9 protein-coding genes are annotated in these 14516 nt (G+C 50.5%); all 9 read left to right on the top strand.

Features of this window, described 5'->3' with window-relative positions:
* The first annotated feature begins 18 nt into the window (after window positions 1-18).
* The 9 genes from ACQ76X_RS21340 to mltG all read left to right on the top strand — a co-directional run bounded on the left by ACQ76X_RS21340 (window position 19) and on the right by mltG (window position 14450).
* Window positions 19-6432, top strand: a complete 6414-nt coding sequence (locus ACQ76X_RS21340) for an S-layer homology domain-containing protein (protein ID WP_438495821.1) — start codon at window positions 19-21, stop codon at window positions 6430-6432.
* A gap of 542 nt (window positions 6433-6974) precedes the next feature.
* Entirely contained in the window at window positions 6975-7253 is a 279-nt protein-coding gene (locus tag ACQ76X_RS21345; protein ID WP_438495822.1) for a hypothetical protein, read from the top strand.
* A gap of 679 nt (window positions 7254-7932) precedes the next feature.
* On the top strand, window positions 7933-8487 hold the full coding sequence (locus ACQ76X_RS21350) for a GNAT family N-acetyltransferase (protein ID WP_438495823.1): 555 nt from the start codon (window positions 7933-7935) through the stop codon (window positions 8485-8487).
* Window positions 8488-8893: 406 nt separating this feature from the next.
* A complete protein-coding gene (gene alaS, locus ACQ76X_RS21355) occupies window positions 8894-11527 on the top strand; it encodes an alanine--tRNA ligase (RefSeq protein ID WP_438495874.1) in 2634 nt (877 codons plus the stop codon).
* Between the two features lie 392 nt (window positions 11528-11919).
* A complete protein-coding gene (locus ACQ76X_RS21360; protein WP_036696603.1) occupies window positions 11920-12195 on the top strand; it encodes an IreB family regulatory phosphoprotein in 276 nt (91 codons plus the stop codon).
* Entirely contained in the window at window positions 12192-12608 is a 417-nt protein-coding gene (ruvX, locus tag ACQ76X_RS21365; protein ID WP_038588101.1) for a Holliday junction resolvase RuvX, read from the top strand. The genes ACQ76X_RS21360 and ruvX overlap by 4 nt, the downstream gene beginning before the upstream one ends.
* 13 nt (window positions 12609-12621) lie before the next feature.
* A complete protein-coding gene (locus ACQ76X_RS21370; RefSeq protein ID WP_038588104.1) occupies window positions 12622-12930 on the top strand; it encodes a DUF1292 domain-containing protein in 309 nt (102 codons plus the stop codon).
* Window positions 12923-13231 (top strand): DUF1292 domain-containing protein, encoded by a 309-nt coding sequence (locus tag ACQ76X_RS21375; protein ID WP_038588108.1) that lies wholly within the window; start codon window positions 12923-12925, stop codon window positions 13229-13231. The genes ACQ76X_RS21370 and ACQ76X_RS21375 overlap by 8 nt, the downstream gene beginning before the upstream one ends.
* A 172-nt stretch (window positions 13232-13403) precedes the next feature.
* Window positions 13404-14450 (top strand): endolytic transglycosylase MltG, encoded by a 1047-nt coding sequence (gene mltG, locus ACQ76X_RS21380; protein WP_438495824.1) that lies wholly within the window; start codon window positions 13404-13406, stop codon window positions 14448-14450.
* Window positions 14451-14516 lie beyond the last annotated feature (66 nt).

Genomic DNA, 14516 nt, shown 5'->3' on the forward strand with positions numbered 1-14516 from the left:
AGGAGGAGACAACAAGTTATGAGAAAGACTAAGCGGTCAGGGAAGGCTTGTGTGGCAGCGCTTTGCGCTGCCGTAGTCCTAAATGGCGGGATCGTCCCGGCATCGGCGAATTATACGACAGATTTCGATCATAAGGGTGTAGGAACCGATTACGGGAAACCGGAGTGGAAAGTGGGTAACATCACTACCCCGGAAGGAATTGATTTCAGCAAAGCTACCGTTGGGGAAATGATGCAGACGATTGAGAATTTTGACTTTGATGCCTTTAAGAAAGATAACGCTGATCTGCCCTGGCTGGATTCATTGCTCGTGAACGAAGGCGTGATTCCTGATGATAATGGGAATGATGATGCCAGCGCCAATACATTGTTCAGCCGGGGCAGCGCCCTATACATGAAGACACAGGACAACTCGAAGCTGGGTTTTGCCGGGAGTGTGTTTTATGCGGATACGTTGAACCAGGATGTTATGTATACGCTCTCTCTTTCGACGGGAGAGGTTACGGAGGATCAGTCTGCCCGGAAAAATTATCCCAGCCACGAGAACCAAACCTACCGTAGCGGGGAACTGGAGATTAACCAGCGCAAATTTATTACGAATGATAACAGTGCAGTAACACTGCTGGAATTCAAGAATCCCACGGCAAGCGACATCCAGTTGACACTGAAGGTCAAATCTCCGTTTGTATCCAGGGCAGAGGGGGATGAGTTGATCGGCGACCGGGTAGCGGCTCCGCTGATGATCGGGAAGTCCGGCCAAAAAGTTGTGAAAGCGATGTCATATGTGGATGTTCATCTTAGCGGAACCGGACTTACTCCTGCCGGGAATGAGCTGGTCAGAGAGATTACGGTTCCTGCGGGTGGGACGCTTGACCAGAAGGTGGTTATGGGCTGGCTCGCGGATGAAATTCCCGGCTCCAAGACGCAGTATGAGGAGTTCAAGTCTGCGGCCGGCAACAATGAGGCCTTTTCCACCCAGGTGAAGGAGTACAACGAGTGGTGGGCGGATAATATCCCGTATATTGATGTCCCTGATGAAAATGTGAAAAAAGTGCTCTATTACCGTTGGTGGTGTAACCGCTTTAATATTCTGGATGCGAACATTCCCGGCAATGACTGGCAGTTCCCGATGAATATGGAGGGTGTGCTTGGCTACAACAACGGTATCACGGTCAGCGTGCCGTGGGCGCTGCAGGATCTGAAATGGCTCCGCGATCCGTCCTATGCCTATGGGACCTGGCTGGCGCAGGGCGAATATTCCGAGAACAAGAATTACAAGAACAACCCCGGACGGCCCAACATCTGGACCTGGGATATGATGCAGAACAGCTCACAGGTAGGCTGGGAAGCATACAAAATCTATGGTGGCGGTTCGGAAATCCTGAAGAAATTCGCTGATTTCTCAGCCAATGACGTGACCGGCACACTGGCTCATTTCAAGGGCAATGATCCGAATCTCGTCTATTATAACCACGGCCCGATGACTGGAAATGACGGTGACACCGTCTCCATGCACTGGAACGGCAACGGCAACAATGCCCGGCTGGACGGCTCTGCGACTACTTATGGCAATGCAGTGGCCACAGCACAAATGTATAAGCAGCTGGGGGATACGGCGAACGAGACCCGGATGAATGAAACTGCCGGGAAGATTCAGAGTACGATTTTGAACGATATGTGGTTTGACGGTAAGGATTTTGACGGAGACGGCAAAGCGGATACGAACGGCGAAGGCAGCTTTTTGCATAAGAAGGTTGTCGGTAAAGAGGATGTGTTCAACCCGTGGCGCGACAACAACATGTTCGTCTTCAACTTCGGCGTTGTGCCGACAGAAGGACAGGAGGGCTTTCAGGCTAAATATTTGACCCAGCTGACAGATTACGCTGATCCTGATTACTATCCGATCTTTCCGTTCTTCACAGCGGATCAGAACAGCATTATGAAACGGGTGGAGGATTTCAAGAATGGCAAGACGGATGCCTTCGGCACCGACCAGTTCGCCTGGTGCAACTTCGGCAACTACATTAATACTGTCCGTGCTTCCTTGCGCCATTACCCTGTGGACAATATTAACAGTGATACTTACAAGACGTTGTTCGACTGGGGTGCATGGCTGCATACGGTGGAGACGGGCAATACGGATCACCTCGATTCCAATGAATTCTTCTGGCTGGAGGACTATTTCTTCGGAACGCCGTGGACGAAGGAGAATCCTCCGAACCCGAGCGGCAAAATGGTGCGTGCTTGGATTCACCACGATACGCTGGGCATGATGAATTACACCGTACTGGAGGATATGGCAGGTCTTCAGCCGAGAACGGACGACAAGATCGAGCTGTGGCCGATCAATGTCGAATATGACCATTTTGCAGTAGACAATGTGCGGTATCATGATGCGGATCTGTCGATCGTCTGGCAGGACCCTAAGGTATATACCGGGGACAAAAAATTGCCTTATCAAGACATTCCGTCCGGTTTCTCGCTGTTCATTAACGGTGAGCTTGTGATGACAACGAATGAAATGTCACATATTATTTATGATACGGCGACTGGCAAGGTGGAAATGCCTAAGGGTGATGTTGCCGGAGCGGTTGGTGACAATTCTAAGACGCAAGTGTTGTTTGAAAAAGGCAGCGCTACCTCTCTAGCCAAGGCTGACGATACTTCACTGGCAACGAATGCAAAAACGGTGGATATGTTCAACAAGGCAGGAGTTGATATTGTCAATGGTGGCGAGAATCTGGCCGCTGCTGCCGGAACGACGATCGAATCGACTTATATCGAGAGCGGTTCAAGCATTAAAAGCTTGGCGGACGGCTCGACGATAGCTTCCATTGACCACACGTCTAACACGGCTCTGTTCGGCGGTTCGCCGAATCCTGCCGATACGGTCACGTTCAAGTTTGACACCACCCAGCCCGTAGACAATGTGAAGGTCTATTTCTACAATAACCGTCTCCTGGATGGCTACGGTACACCGCAGACGTTCGGTGTCGAGTATCTGGAGGCGGACGGCATAACCTGGAAGCCGGTGAAAGGGCAATTCCGATACCCGGATGTTGTGGCCTCCAACTATAACAATGTGGAGTTCGAGAAGGTTAATACGACAGCGATTCGTGTCAGTGTGACCCATGCACTCGAACTCGCAACAGGGATCAAAGAAATTCAAATCTACAATAACGGTCTGACGGTCACGCCAGCAGTGAATCAGGCACCGAAGGTAGCGGTAGATACCCCGGTAAGAGTGCAGCAGGATGAGCTGCTGGCTGTGGTTCCCCAAATTTACGATGACGGTCTGCCTGGCGGCAAGCTGACCTATCAATGGGCGAAAATATCCGGTGATGGCGAGGTCGAAGAAGGTGCGCTCGATCAGGCTGTTTTGAAAGCCACCTTCAAGACTGTAGGTGAATATAAGTATCAGTTGACCGTCAGCGATGGAGACAAGCAAACGGTCGTAGAAGTTCCTGTGTCCGTGTTCATAGCAACGGCTGAACTGGCCGATATGGTTGCGAAATTCGCAGACCGGGATTCGGCACAAGGGAAAATTCTGCGGAATTCCGGCGACTTCACACCGGAATCCTGGCAGCAACTGCAGACCGCATTGACTGCGGCTAAAGCATTACTGAACAAAGGCAACTACACTCTGGATGAAGTGAAGGCTACTACCGACCAATTGCGTATAGCCATTAGTACTCTCGGCTACAGAAATGCGGCGCTGCTGGCAGTGCCGAGCGCTTCATACACCTCGGCCTGGGAGTCGGTGTATGCGGTTAACGACGGATTTATTCCGCTTTTCTCTACTGGTTTAGGTGATAATACAATAGAAACACAGTACGGCAACTGGGGCGGATCAGGGGACAATCAATGGCTGCAATATACCTGGAAGCAGAAGGTAAGCCTCTCCGGCAGCTCGATATATTTCTTCGATGACGGCGGCGGCGTGCAGGTGCCAGCTGATTACAGCCTTGACTATTGGGATGAGGCAGCCGGTAAATTTGTCCCTGTCACCAACCTGAGTGAGAAGGGCAAGGAGAAGGACAAGTTTAACGATGTAACCTTTGACAAGGTGGAAACGGATAAGCTGCGGCTGACGCTGGTTAAACAATCTGCTAGTGTTTTCACGGGAGTCAAGGAATGGCGCGCGATCTCGGCCAAGCCGGAGGGAGAAACGCCCGATCCGGGCACATTCGGCAAAATTGTAAGCATAGAGCAGGTTGCTGTAAATACGACGATAGGGGTTGTTCCTGCACTGCCGTCCAAAGTATTGGTAACCTATGCGAATGGGAACAAGGGCATGGCAGATGTGCAGTGGGAGGACATTCCGCTTAACAAGCTTACGATTGCTACGGACTTCACGATTTCCGGCAAGGTTGCCGGAACAGAGCTATCAGCAAGCTGCCGTATATTTGTAAAGTATGACAAGACAAGGCTGAAGACTGCTATTGATACGGCCGCAGATCCGGCGGTGAATGAAGAGAACTATACCGCTGCGCCGGGGCAGTGGGAGACGCTGCATGCCGCACTGGCAACAGCTCAAGCTGTGTACGAGAACGGGGCTTCGACCGAAGGTGACATTAATGCTGCTTATACAGCTTTAAAAGCGGCCTTTGAGGCGCTGCAGCCGGTGGAAGGCCGCAATGCGCTGATCAGCGGAATCACGATTCCCGGCGGCGTTGTCGATCAGGTAGCGAAAGAAATCATCGTGCCGGAGACAACTACGCTGACAGAATTGAAGGAAGGGCTGCAAGTTCCGGCAGGCGTAACCTTTGCCGTATATGGAAGTGACGGCATAACCGTTGCAACGGAGCTCCGGACCGGATACAAGGTGACCGTAACGGCAGCGGACAAAACGACGAACCGGACGTATACACTGACGTTGGCTTTCGTAACCCCGCCGGTGATCACGACCGGTCTGGAGGCGAAGCTGAAGGAAGTGCTGGAGCTGGAACAGGGGCTGTATACACCGGACAGCTGGACGGCGCTCCAGAAGGCTGTAGCCGCTGCGGCTGCGCTGCTGGAGAGCGGAACGGCTGACCAGGCGGGAATCGACGCCGCGTTAAGCAGGCTTGCGGCGGCGGTTGCTGGTCTGCAGCGGCTTCCGGCGGCAACGCCATCAGCAACGCCGCTGCCTTCGGCGACACCGACACCTACGCCGGGAATTCCGGCGTCCGGGTCCGAGACGTATGTCCCGACGCCGAAGCCTTCGCCAAGCGCGGCGCCGACAGCAGCACCTGCTGCCGTAAGCATAGGCAGCATTGTGCTGCATCCGGTGGCCGGAGCTGACGGAACGGTCAAGGCAGTGCTGACAGCCGGGAATATTGAGGCAGCAGCCAAGGGAATAACAGATGGCAGGTTGACAGTATCCGTTAAAGCGGCGGCAGGCGTGAAGCAGCTGTCAGTTGAGCTTCCATTGCAAGCGCTCATGGCGGCACAAGGTGTGCGCACAGTCAAGATTGAGACTGGAGCGGCGGACATTCTATTGAATGAGAGTTTCCTGAAAGTCTATGCCGACGGGAAGAGTAATAAGCTGGAGATTTCTGTCAGCGCTATAGATCCGGCAGGCTTACCGCTGCAGGCAAGCGCGCTGCTGGGAGTGAATGTGCTCAGCGATTTCGGACTGAGTGTTGACGGGACTGCTGTTCCGGCCTCCGTACTGAAGGCGAAGGGCGTCAAGCTCGCGCTGCCGTACACGTTGAAGCCGGGTGAGAACCCGAACAAGGTAGTGGCCTATTATCTCAATGATAAGCGCGAGCTGGAAGTTGTGAAGAGCGGCAAATACAACACCGCTGCCGGGACACTGGAATTCAATCTCAACCGGAGCGGAAGTTACGCAACACGTTACTCGAATGTTTCATTTAAGGATATTGCAACTGCAGCCTGGGCAGTGGACAGCATCGAAGCACTCGCGGCCAGAGGAGCTATCCAAGGAACAAATGCGGATAACTTTAACCCCTCAGGCAACGTCACCCGTGCGGAGTTCATCAAGATCCTGATGAATGCGTTCGACCTGGTTGATGAGTCAGTCGTAAGCACATTTACAGATGTGAAGCAGGGTGCCTGGTATGCCGGAGCGGTTGCCAGCGCCCAGAAGCTGGGCATTGTTAAGGGGAAGCCGGACGGCACCTTCGGTCTGAATGAGGAGATTACCCGTGAGGAAATGGCCGTCATGCTGCATCGCCTGGCACAGCTTGCAAACGTTTCGTTGAGCGGTGCGGCGAATGCCGACGTCAATGCTAATACCAGTAACAATGCTGCCCCTGTGTCATTTTCTGATCTTGATCAAGTGTCATCCTACGCGGCTGATGCCGTGGAAGACATGCGCAAGAGCGGAGTGATTGGCGGAATGCCGGACGGCAAGTTTGCGCCGGACAGCCAGGCCACAAGAGCTCAAGCAGCAACGGTTATCTTCAGGCTGCTTGGGCAAGCTCAATAACGGGCATGGGGATTAATCCATAATGCAGTTCCTAGAATACGAGGACTCAAGCGTCCAATGAACTATGAACTAAAACTTGAAGTCGGGTAGTTTTCCCACCATAATTTGTTAAAGAAAGCGGACAATGACCCAAAAGACAGACCAGGGATTCTCCAGTAACGGGAGAATCCCTGGTCTGTTATCTTTTTATGGTCTCTTTTAATAACAGGGCAGTCTCATTTCTCGAAAAATCCACTTATGGGACGGTCCCCTTTAGCCTTTATGTATGGTCGAGACGACAGGATTTGAACCTGCGGCCTCTTGCTCCCGAAGTATGGGGCGGGGGTCTTTTGGTGTGTTATGGGGTCTTGTATAGTGTTAACCAGTGTAAAAATAAAGCTTATATTGCTGCTGAGAACTAAGATGTGTTATTCAGTATTATCGGCGTTACTACATAATTACTACATGTACTACATTGGGATTATCAGTCTTTTGCTATATCATGACGTTGTATCCGTCTATCCGAATTCAAGGTATAATATTGAAAAAAGGAGTTTAGGAGCATGTATCTGGAATTAAAGGATAAAAGCGGTAAAGTGTATCGTTCTTTTATAAATGACTGTCAAAAGCTTGTAATTGTAATCAATGACATAGAATATGAAGTGTCCAAATTAATCCAGTCTCAGGACAACTCAGATGCTCTTTCGGCTGCACAACTCGCTGAGCTTGATGCCGATCCTGAAATTGCAGAAATGATCCAAGAGTCCAAACGGGATATTGTGCATGGTTCATTATTTTCTTCCAAGCAAATGATCGAGATGATAAGAAACGGAGAGCTGTGAGGCAGGTAGTCTGGACCAAACATGCGGCTCAGAGCTTTTCCAAGATCGAAAGCATTCACTTCTCCCACAGGAAACATCAGAGTATAAATAAAAGCTGCTCATGCGGATTGAAGAAAAGGTACTTCGGTCAGGAAAGTTGTTTCCGTCAAAAACTTATAAAGACACTTACTATATTCGTATTGATCGTTATATCGTTTCCTATGAGCCATCTGAGGATGGCTCTACATACATAATTACTGCCTTTAAGCATGGAAGAGAGAATAGGAACCATTGACACCAACAGCAATACTTCAAATGTAGTGCTATTTTACTATGGGCGCGAAAGGTTGCTTTTTTTGAGAATATTTTAGTATTGTGAATTCATTTGTAGAATTTATAAGCTATATAAAATGAACTAAATAAGTACAAAAAAGGGCAAAAGTAGCGGAGGGGAAATTTGGAACTATAGGAGCGATAGCGACCGCCTTTGTCACCGGATTTTCACCGCATATAGCGGGTACAATCAAGAAATTCTTACGACAACAACGGCCGGAAGTCCAAATATTCACCGTAGTTACGTCCTCAAACAAATGGGTAAATCTTAAATTCAATCTATATATTAGAGAAATATATGGAGTGGGTTAATTTGGGCATTTGTATAACATAGAAGTGTTATTTTAATATAGAGGTGATTTTTACAATGGCTAGGACTAATCAGTTAACCATACATACGCTCACTCAAGGCGATAGACGACTTGTATCTCAGCTTTTTAAATCTTCAATTTCAGATGCCTTCGAAAAGGAGGGACTGGGGCATTTGCAGGAGGACATTCAACATGAAGTTGACAATAAAAAACAAATGGTTGATGCCTTTCTGAACCCCGCGAATACGACTATATACTTCCTTGTTGCTAAAATAGATGGGACGGTTGTCGGCACGATTTCATTTGCACCCTGCGACGAGGATATTCGCTCATGCACCGGAAATCAACTTGATGATGTGGGAGAGCTAGGAAGCTTATACGTTTTGCCAAGCTATCAGGGTCTCGGTGTAGGCTCGACGCTGATTAAGGAATTGATGGCATATCTAGGAAAGCAAGGGATTGAGCAGTTTTGCCTGGACAGTGGCTACCAACGTGCGCAGGCAAAATGGCTGCAGAAATTTGGCAAGCCGTATAAGGTGGTAAAAGATTATTGGGGACCGGATTCGGTTCACATGGTTTGGTTGTGCAAAGTGAGCGATTATACAATATAGACTGGGAAGTGGCCATCAGCCGTTTGCCCTCCGAGATTGACAGATTTAGGGGCACTGGCTATACTTGAAATGTTAAAATGCAAATCGGATAAAACGTTGATGAAATGAAGTACGCCGGAGCATGGCTCCCTCAGAGAACGGATTCCGTTACGAATACATTCGTAATGGCTGCGAGAATCCGGAAGACAGACCGGCGGAAAGCTGATTTCGGAGTGCGGGGACAATCCCGCCGGGGGCGCCCGTTAACAGCCGCGACAAGGCGATCGCCAGCAGTTGTCCCATGCATATGGGCAGGGCGATAACCAGGGTGGTACCGCGATAATAATCGTCCCTGAATTCATTCAGGGGCGTTTTTGTGCATTCCGGCAGAAGTGCCGAATTAATGATAAGACGGGAGCTGTACATGATGAAAGCAAGTGAAATCCGTTCCAAATGGCTGCAGTTTTTTGAGAGTAAAGGCCACAAAATCGAGCCCAGCGCATCGCTGGTGCCCCATAATGACCCTTCGCTGTTGTGGATTAATGCCGGTATGGCGCCGCTGAAGGCTTACTTCGACGGCCGGGAGATTCCTGAGAACCCCCGCCTGGCCAACTCGCAGAAATGTATCCGCACCAATGATATCGAGAATGTGGGCAAGACGCGCCGCCATCACACGTTCTTTGAAATGCTGGGGAACTTCTCCATCGGCGACTACTTTAAAGAAGAAGCGATCACCTGGGCTTGGGAGTTCCTGACCGGCAAGGAATGGATCGGCTTTGATCCGGAGCGCATTTCCGTGACGGTGTACGCTGAGGATGAAGAAGCCTTCAAGCTGTGGAATGAAAAGGTAGGACTGCCTGCAGAGCACATCATTAAGCTGGGAGATGAGAACTTCTGGGATATCGGCGAAGGTCCTTGTGGACCTTGCTCAGAAATCTTCTATGACCGCGGTGAAGCTTACGGCAACGACATGAGCGATCCGGAGATGTATCCGGGCGGGGAAAATGAGCGTTGGCTCGAAGTGTGGAACCTGGTGTTCTCACAGTTCAACCATAACAAGGACGGCAGCTATACACCGCTTCCGAATAAGAATATTGATACCGGAGCGGGTCTGGAGCGTCTGGCTTCCATCCTGCAGGATGTCGATTCCAACTTCGACACGGATCTGTTCCAGCCGGTGATCCAGAAGACGGCTAACCTTGCCAAAGTTACCTATAAAGACAACTTGGAGCAGGATATTGCGCTTAAGGTGATTGCCGATCATATCCGTACCGTTACTTTTGCAGTAGGCGATGGTGTGCTTCCCTCCAATGAAGGACGCGGTTATATTATCCGCCGTTTGCTCCGCCGTGCGGTCCGTTATGGCAAGACGCTGGGTCTGGATCGTCCGTTCCTGTATGAGCTGACGGAAACCGTCGGTGAGGTTATGGGTGTGTACTATCCATCCATTGTAGACAACCGGGAGTATATCGCCAAAATCATCCGTACAGAAGAGGAGCGTTTCCACGAAACCTTGTCCGACGGTCTGGCCATTCTTGGCGAGCTTACCGCCAAAGCAAAGACGGAAGGTCTTGCTGCCATCGCTGGAGCAGATGCCTTCAAACTTTATGATACGTACGGCTTCCCGTTTGACCTTACGGAAGATTTTGCTTCCGAGCAAGGACTTACTGTTGACCGTGAAGGCTTTGATGCCGCGATGCAGGAACAGCGTGACCGGGCCAGAGCTGCCCGCCAGGATGGAGCCAGCATGAAGATTCAGGGTGGCGCGCTTGCCGATCTGACGGTTAAAAGTGAATTTGTTGGTTATAATGACTCCGTAACAGAGTCAAAAATACTTGCTATTGTTGTCGGCGGTGAACTTGCCGATACAGCCGGTGAAGGTACCGAGTGCCAGGTGATTTTGGAATCAACACCGTTCTACGCTGAAAGCGGCGGACAGGTCAGTGACACCGGCCTGCTTACTGGAGGCTCTGTCACTGCCAAGGTAACCGGATTGTTCAAAGCACCGCATGGCCAGCATGTTCATCTGGTTACTGTTGAAGCCGGGGAGCTGAAGGTAGGCGAGAGTATCCGCGCGGAAGTGAACCGCGAGCAGCGCGGGGATATCGTGAAGAACCATACGGCAACCCACTTGCTGCATAAAGCGCTCAAGGAAGTATTGGGCGGCCATGTGAACCAAGCCGGGTCTTTAGTAGAAGGCGCACGTTTGCGTTTTGACTTCTCGCATTTCGGCGCAATTACGCCGGAGGAGCTGAGTGATATTGAGCATCGCGTAAATGCTCAAATCTGGCGCGGCCTGAATGTCGTGATCGAGAGCAAGCCGATTGAAGAAGCCAAAGCAATGGGGGCAATGGCCCTCTTCGGTGAGAAGTACGGTAATGTGGTACGTGTCGTTCAGGTGGGTGACTACAGCCTTGAACTGTGCGGCGGCTGTCACGTGTCAAATACCTCGCAAATTGGAATCTTTAAGCTGGTCAGCGAAAGCGGCATCGGCTCCGGCGTACGCCGGATCGAAGCTGTTACCGGCCGCTATGCTTATGAGTTCACGGAGAGCCAGCTTGATTTGCTGAAGCAGTCGGCAGGCTTGCTGAAATCCTCCCTGAATGATGTGCCGAAGCGGATTGACGCGCTGCATTCCCAGGTTCGTGAGCTTTCCCGTGAGAATGAGTCGCTGCAATCCAAGCTGAGCGCTACCTTTGCGGCAGAGCTGACAAGCAGCGTGAAGACAGTGGGCGGCGGTACACAGCTGCTGGCTGTTGCTGTTCAAGCCGGCAATATGGATGCCCTGCGCTCCACGGCCGATGAACTGAAATCCAAGCTGCCTGATGCTGTACTTGTGCTGGGTGCAGCGATGGACGATAAGGTCAACTTTGTAGTCGCCGTACCTCAGGAGCTGGTGAAGAAAGGCTTCCATGCTGGCAAGCTGGTCAAAGAGGTTGCTGCGGTATGCGGCGGCGGCGGTGGCGGCCGGCCGGATATGGCCCAAGCCGGCGGTAAAGATGCCTCCAAGCTTGGCGAAGCACTCGTTAAGGCTGAAGAGCTGGTAGCTGCACTGGCGTAAACATCAGGCTACAGGGATTCCCAAGGTAGCTGTCAACTAACACTAAGGCAGATCAGCCTAGGCTGATACGCTGCCTGCGAACAAGGTAAAAGCATGTGAGACAGAGAAGCAGCGGTACTGAGTGCTCCATATCAGTGCCGCTGCTTTATTCAAAAAAATAAAAAGTTTTGAATTTTTGCGAATATTCGCCTTTCATGGTATTCTGCAATAGCTTAAAAGCCAAAAAAATCTATATTAATGTAGATAAAATGCCAAAAAAAGCGTTATTATTGTGGCAGGATTTCCTCGTTGGGGCATGAATATGTTATGATGAAGGCAGCAAGTAAGCTGTACAGCAGCAACTTTGCGAAGCTGCCCTTTTTGGGTGATTTTGCAGAAGGAAGGTGTCACAAATGGACTCCATGGACAAAACGGTTAAATTCAATGTGAAGGGCGATGAAAAGGAAGCTTCTCCCCAGGAAATCTTGCTCGCCGTATACGACGCGCTCGTGGAGAAAGAATATCATCCGATCAATCAGATCGTTGGATATCTTCTTTCCGGAGATCCGGCTTACATTCCGCGCCATAACAATGCGAGAAGTTTGGTCCGGAGGAAAGAACGTGATGAGCTGATTGAGGAACTGGTCCGTTTCTACCTTGCCAATCATCGGGTGGATCAGCCGAAATGAAGAAGCTGGGTCTGGATTACGGCGACCGTAGAATCGGAGTCGCCACAAGCGATATTTTCGGATGGACAGCCCAGGCTCTAGAGACGATTGAGCGCCGCGGAAACGGGAATGAGTTCGAACGGATCCGCGAACTGGTGAAAGAGCACGAAATTGGAGAAATTGTGGTTGGGCTTCCGAAAAATATGAATGGCTCAGTTGGACCGCGTGGTGAAATCTGTATAGAATTCGCCGGCCAGCTGCGGGAACAACTCGAATTACCCGTACACCTTTGGGATGAGCGTCTGACGACAGTATCCGCTGAGCGGGTGCTGATTGAAGGGGACGTCAGCCGGAAGAAACGCAAAGGGATTGTGGACAAAATGGCCGCAGCCTTGATTTTGCAAAATTTTTTGGATGCTAACAGTAAAAGGTGAGGGGTGCGCGGATATGACAAACGAGCAGATCGGCCAAGAAGAAGAACCGGAAATTATCTATATTCCCGATGAGGAAGGTAATGAAGAGGAATTTGAGGTCATCATGAAGTTTGAAGTCGACGGTTCGGATGCAAAGTATATGATGGTGGTTCCACTCGATTCCGAGGATGAAGAGAGCGATGAGGTGTATGCGTTCCGTTACGAGGAAGATGGTGACGACCTGCAGCTCTTCATGATCGAGAATGACGAAGAATGGGCCATTGTTGAAGAGACTTTCAATACTTTGGTAGACGAATTGGACGGAGGAGCCGAGAATGACTGATTTTTCCGCCGAACAAGCGGTATGGACATCTAAGCTCAAAGAAGTATACGGAGAAACAGTGGAACTGGAAGACGAGCAGGGTAAATCTTCCGTTTACGATATTATTGCCGAGTTTGAAGTCGGTGACCGCGCATATGCGGTGCTGACCGGTTCCGGAAAAGACGCGGAGCAGGAGATTCTGCGGATTGTAGTTTCGCCTGACGGTCTTCCGGAGCTGGAGAGCATCGTTGACGATGAAGAGTGGGAAGATATTTCCGAGCTGTACGATGAGCTGACTTTTCCCGCAGAGGACACGGAATAAGCATCTTTATCTGTATGCAACATTATGTTGAGCATGAAGAGGGCGGAATTTTCCGCGCTCTTTTTGCTTGATATACGACCATAAAAGGTTGATGCAGCGTTCTCATGAAATTTATGTTGAATTTAAGACAATACAATTTTATACTTTATAGTCGGAAAGTGAGGAGTCACATTTGAAAGCCGCAATCCGCGCTGTGCTCATTATTATCCTTTTGCTGGCATTGGCAGGAGGGGGAGGAGCATGGTATATCTGGAATGGCATGCAGCCGATAGAGCCTGCAGGGCCAGCCGTCACGTTTACGATAGAGAAGGGCATGGGGAGTGCGGAAATCGCCAGCCTGCTCGAAGACAACGGCATTATACGTAACGGAATGTTCTTTAGGGGATATCTGAAATGGGTCAAGGAAGGGTCAAGCTTCAAGGCCGGCACCTATACGGCAAGTCCAGGGGACACCTATGATGAGCTGATTGCCCGGCTGAATGCCGGGGATGTAGTGAAGGAAGATACGGTGGTGTTCACCATTCCCGAAGGATTCACGGCGAAGCAGATAGCTGAGAAGCTTGCAGAGGCTTGGAACCAGCCGGCCGATGTGTTTCTGAAAATGATGAACTCGGGGGCGGGGCTGACTGCGGTAAATACGCTGAAGATTCCGGAGGACGCTAGTTTACGGCACCGGCTTGAGGGCTATTTGTTCCCGGAAACGTATGAGCTCGCCAAGGACAGTACACCGCAAGAGGTTATTGAAGCCATGCTGGAGCAGCTGTCGAAGAAGCTGGACAGTATTCCGGACTGGCAGGCGCAGCTTGCGGAGCGCGGATTGTCGCTGCATGAACTGCTGACCGTAGCTTCTCTCGTGGAGCGGGAGGTAGTTGTGGACGAAGAACGTTCGCTTGTAGCCGGTGTTATTTACAACAGGCTGAAGAAAGGCCAGAACCTGGAGATCGACGCAACTGTCCAGTACCTGCTGGACAAGCAGAAGGAAAGACTGCTGAATAAGGACCTGAAGGTCGAAAGCCCGTACAATACGTACCGGAACCCGGGTCTTCCACCTGGCCCTATCGGAAGTCCAGGCCTTGCATCGATTCAGGCCGCACTTGCGCCGAAAGCCTCAGAGTACTATTTCTATGTGACCAAAAAAGACGGCACGCAGGGACATCTGTTCGGCAAGACCTATAAGGAACATTTAGCCAATATCAAAAAAAGTGAACAAAATCAGTAGGAAACCTGTAAAATGATAACTGTTGCCGTTCCAGGAATTCCAGTAGGCGTTTTAGGGTTTAGGGGG

Origin of the sequence: Paenibacillus sp. IHBB 3054 (assembly GCF_051594305.1) — a bacterium.
Lineage (GTDB): Bacteria > Bacillota > Bacilli > Paenibacillales > Paenibacillaceae > Paenibacillus_AQ.

What these genes read in the sequence shown, in the direction of transcription:
- ACQ76X_RS21375 (WP_038588108.1), top strand. Translation starts at nt 12,923, where the DNA reads ATGACTGATTTTTCCGCCGAACAAGCGGTATGGACATCTAAGCTCAAA.
- ACQ76X_RS21370 (WP_038588104.1), top strand. Translation starts at nt 12,622, where the DNA reads ATGACAAACGAGCAGATCGGCCAAGAAGAAGAACCGGAAATTATCTAT.
- ACQ76X_RS21340 (WP_438495821.1), top strand. Translation starts at nt 19, where the DNA reads ATGAGAAAGACTAAGCGGTCAGGGAAGGCTTGTGTGGCAGCGCTTTGC.
- alaS (WP_438495874.1), top strand. Translation starts at nt 8,894, where the DNA reads ATGAAAGCAAGTGAAATCCGTTCCAAATGGCTGCAGTTTTTTGAGAGT.
- ACQ76X_RS21345 (WP_438495822.1), top strand. Translation starts at nt 6,975, where the DNA reads ATGTATCTGGAATTAAAGGATAAAAGCGGTAAAGTGTATCGTTCTTTT.
- ruvX (WP_038588101.1), top strand. Translation starts at nt 12,192, where the DNA reads ATGAAGAAGCTGGGTCTGGATTACGGCGACCGTAGAATCGGAGTCGCC.
- ACQ76X_RS21350 (WP_438495823.1), top strand. Translation starts at nt 7,933, where the DNA reads ATGGCTAGGACTAATCAGTTAACCATACATACGCTCACTCAAGGCGAT.
- ACQ76X_RS21360 (WP_036696603.1), top strand. Translation starts at nt 11,920, where the DNA reads ATGGACTCCATGGACAAAACGGTTAAATTCAATGTGAAGGGCGATGAA.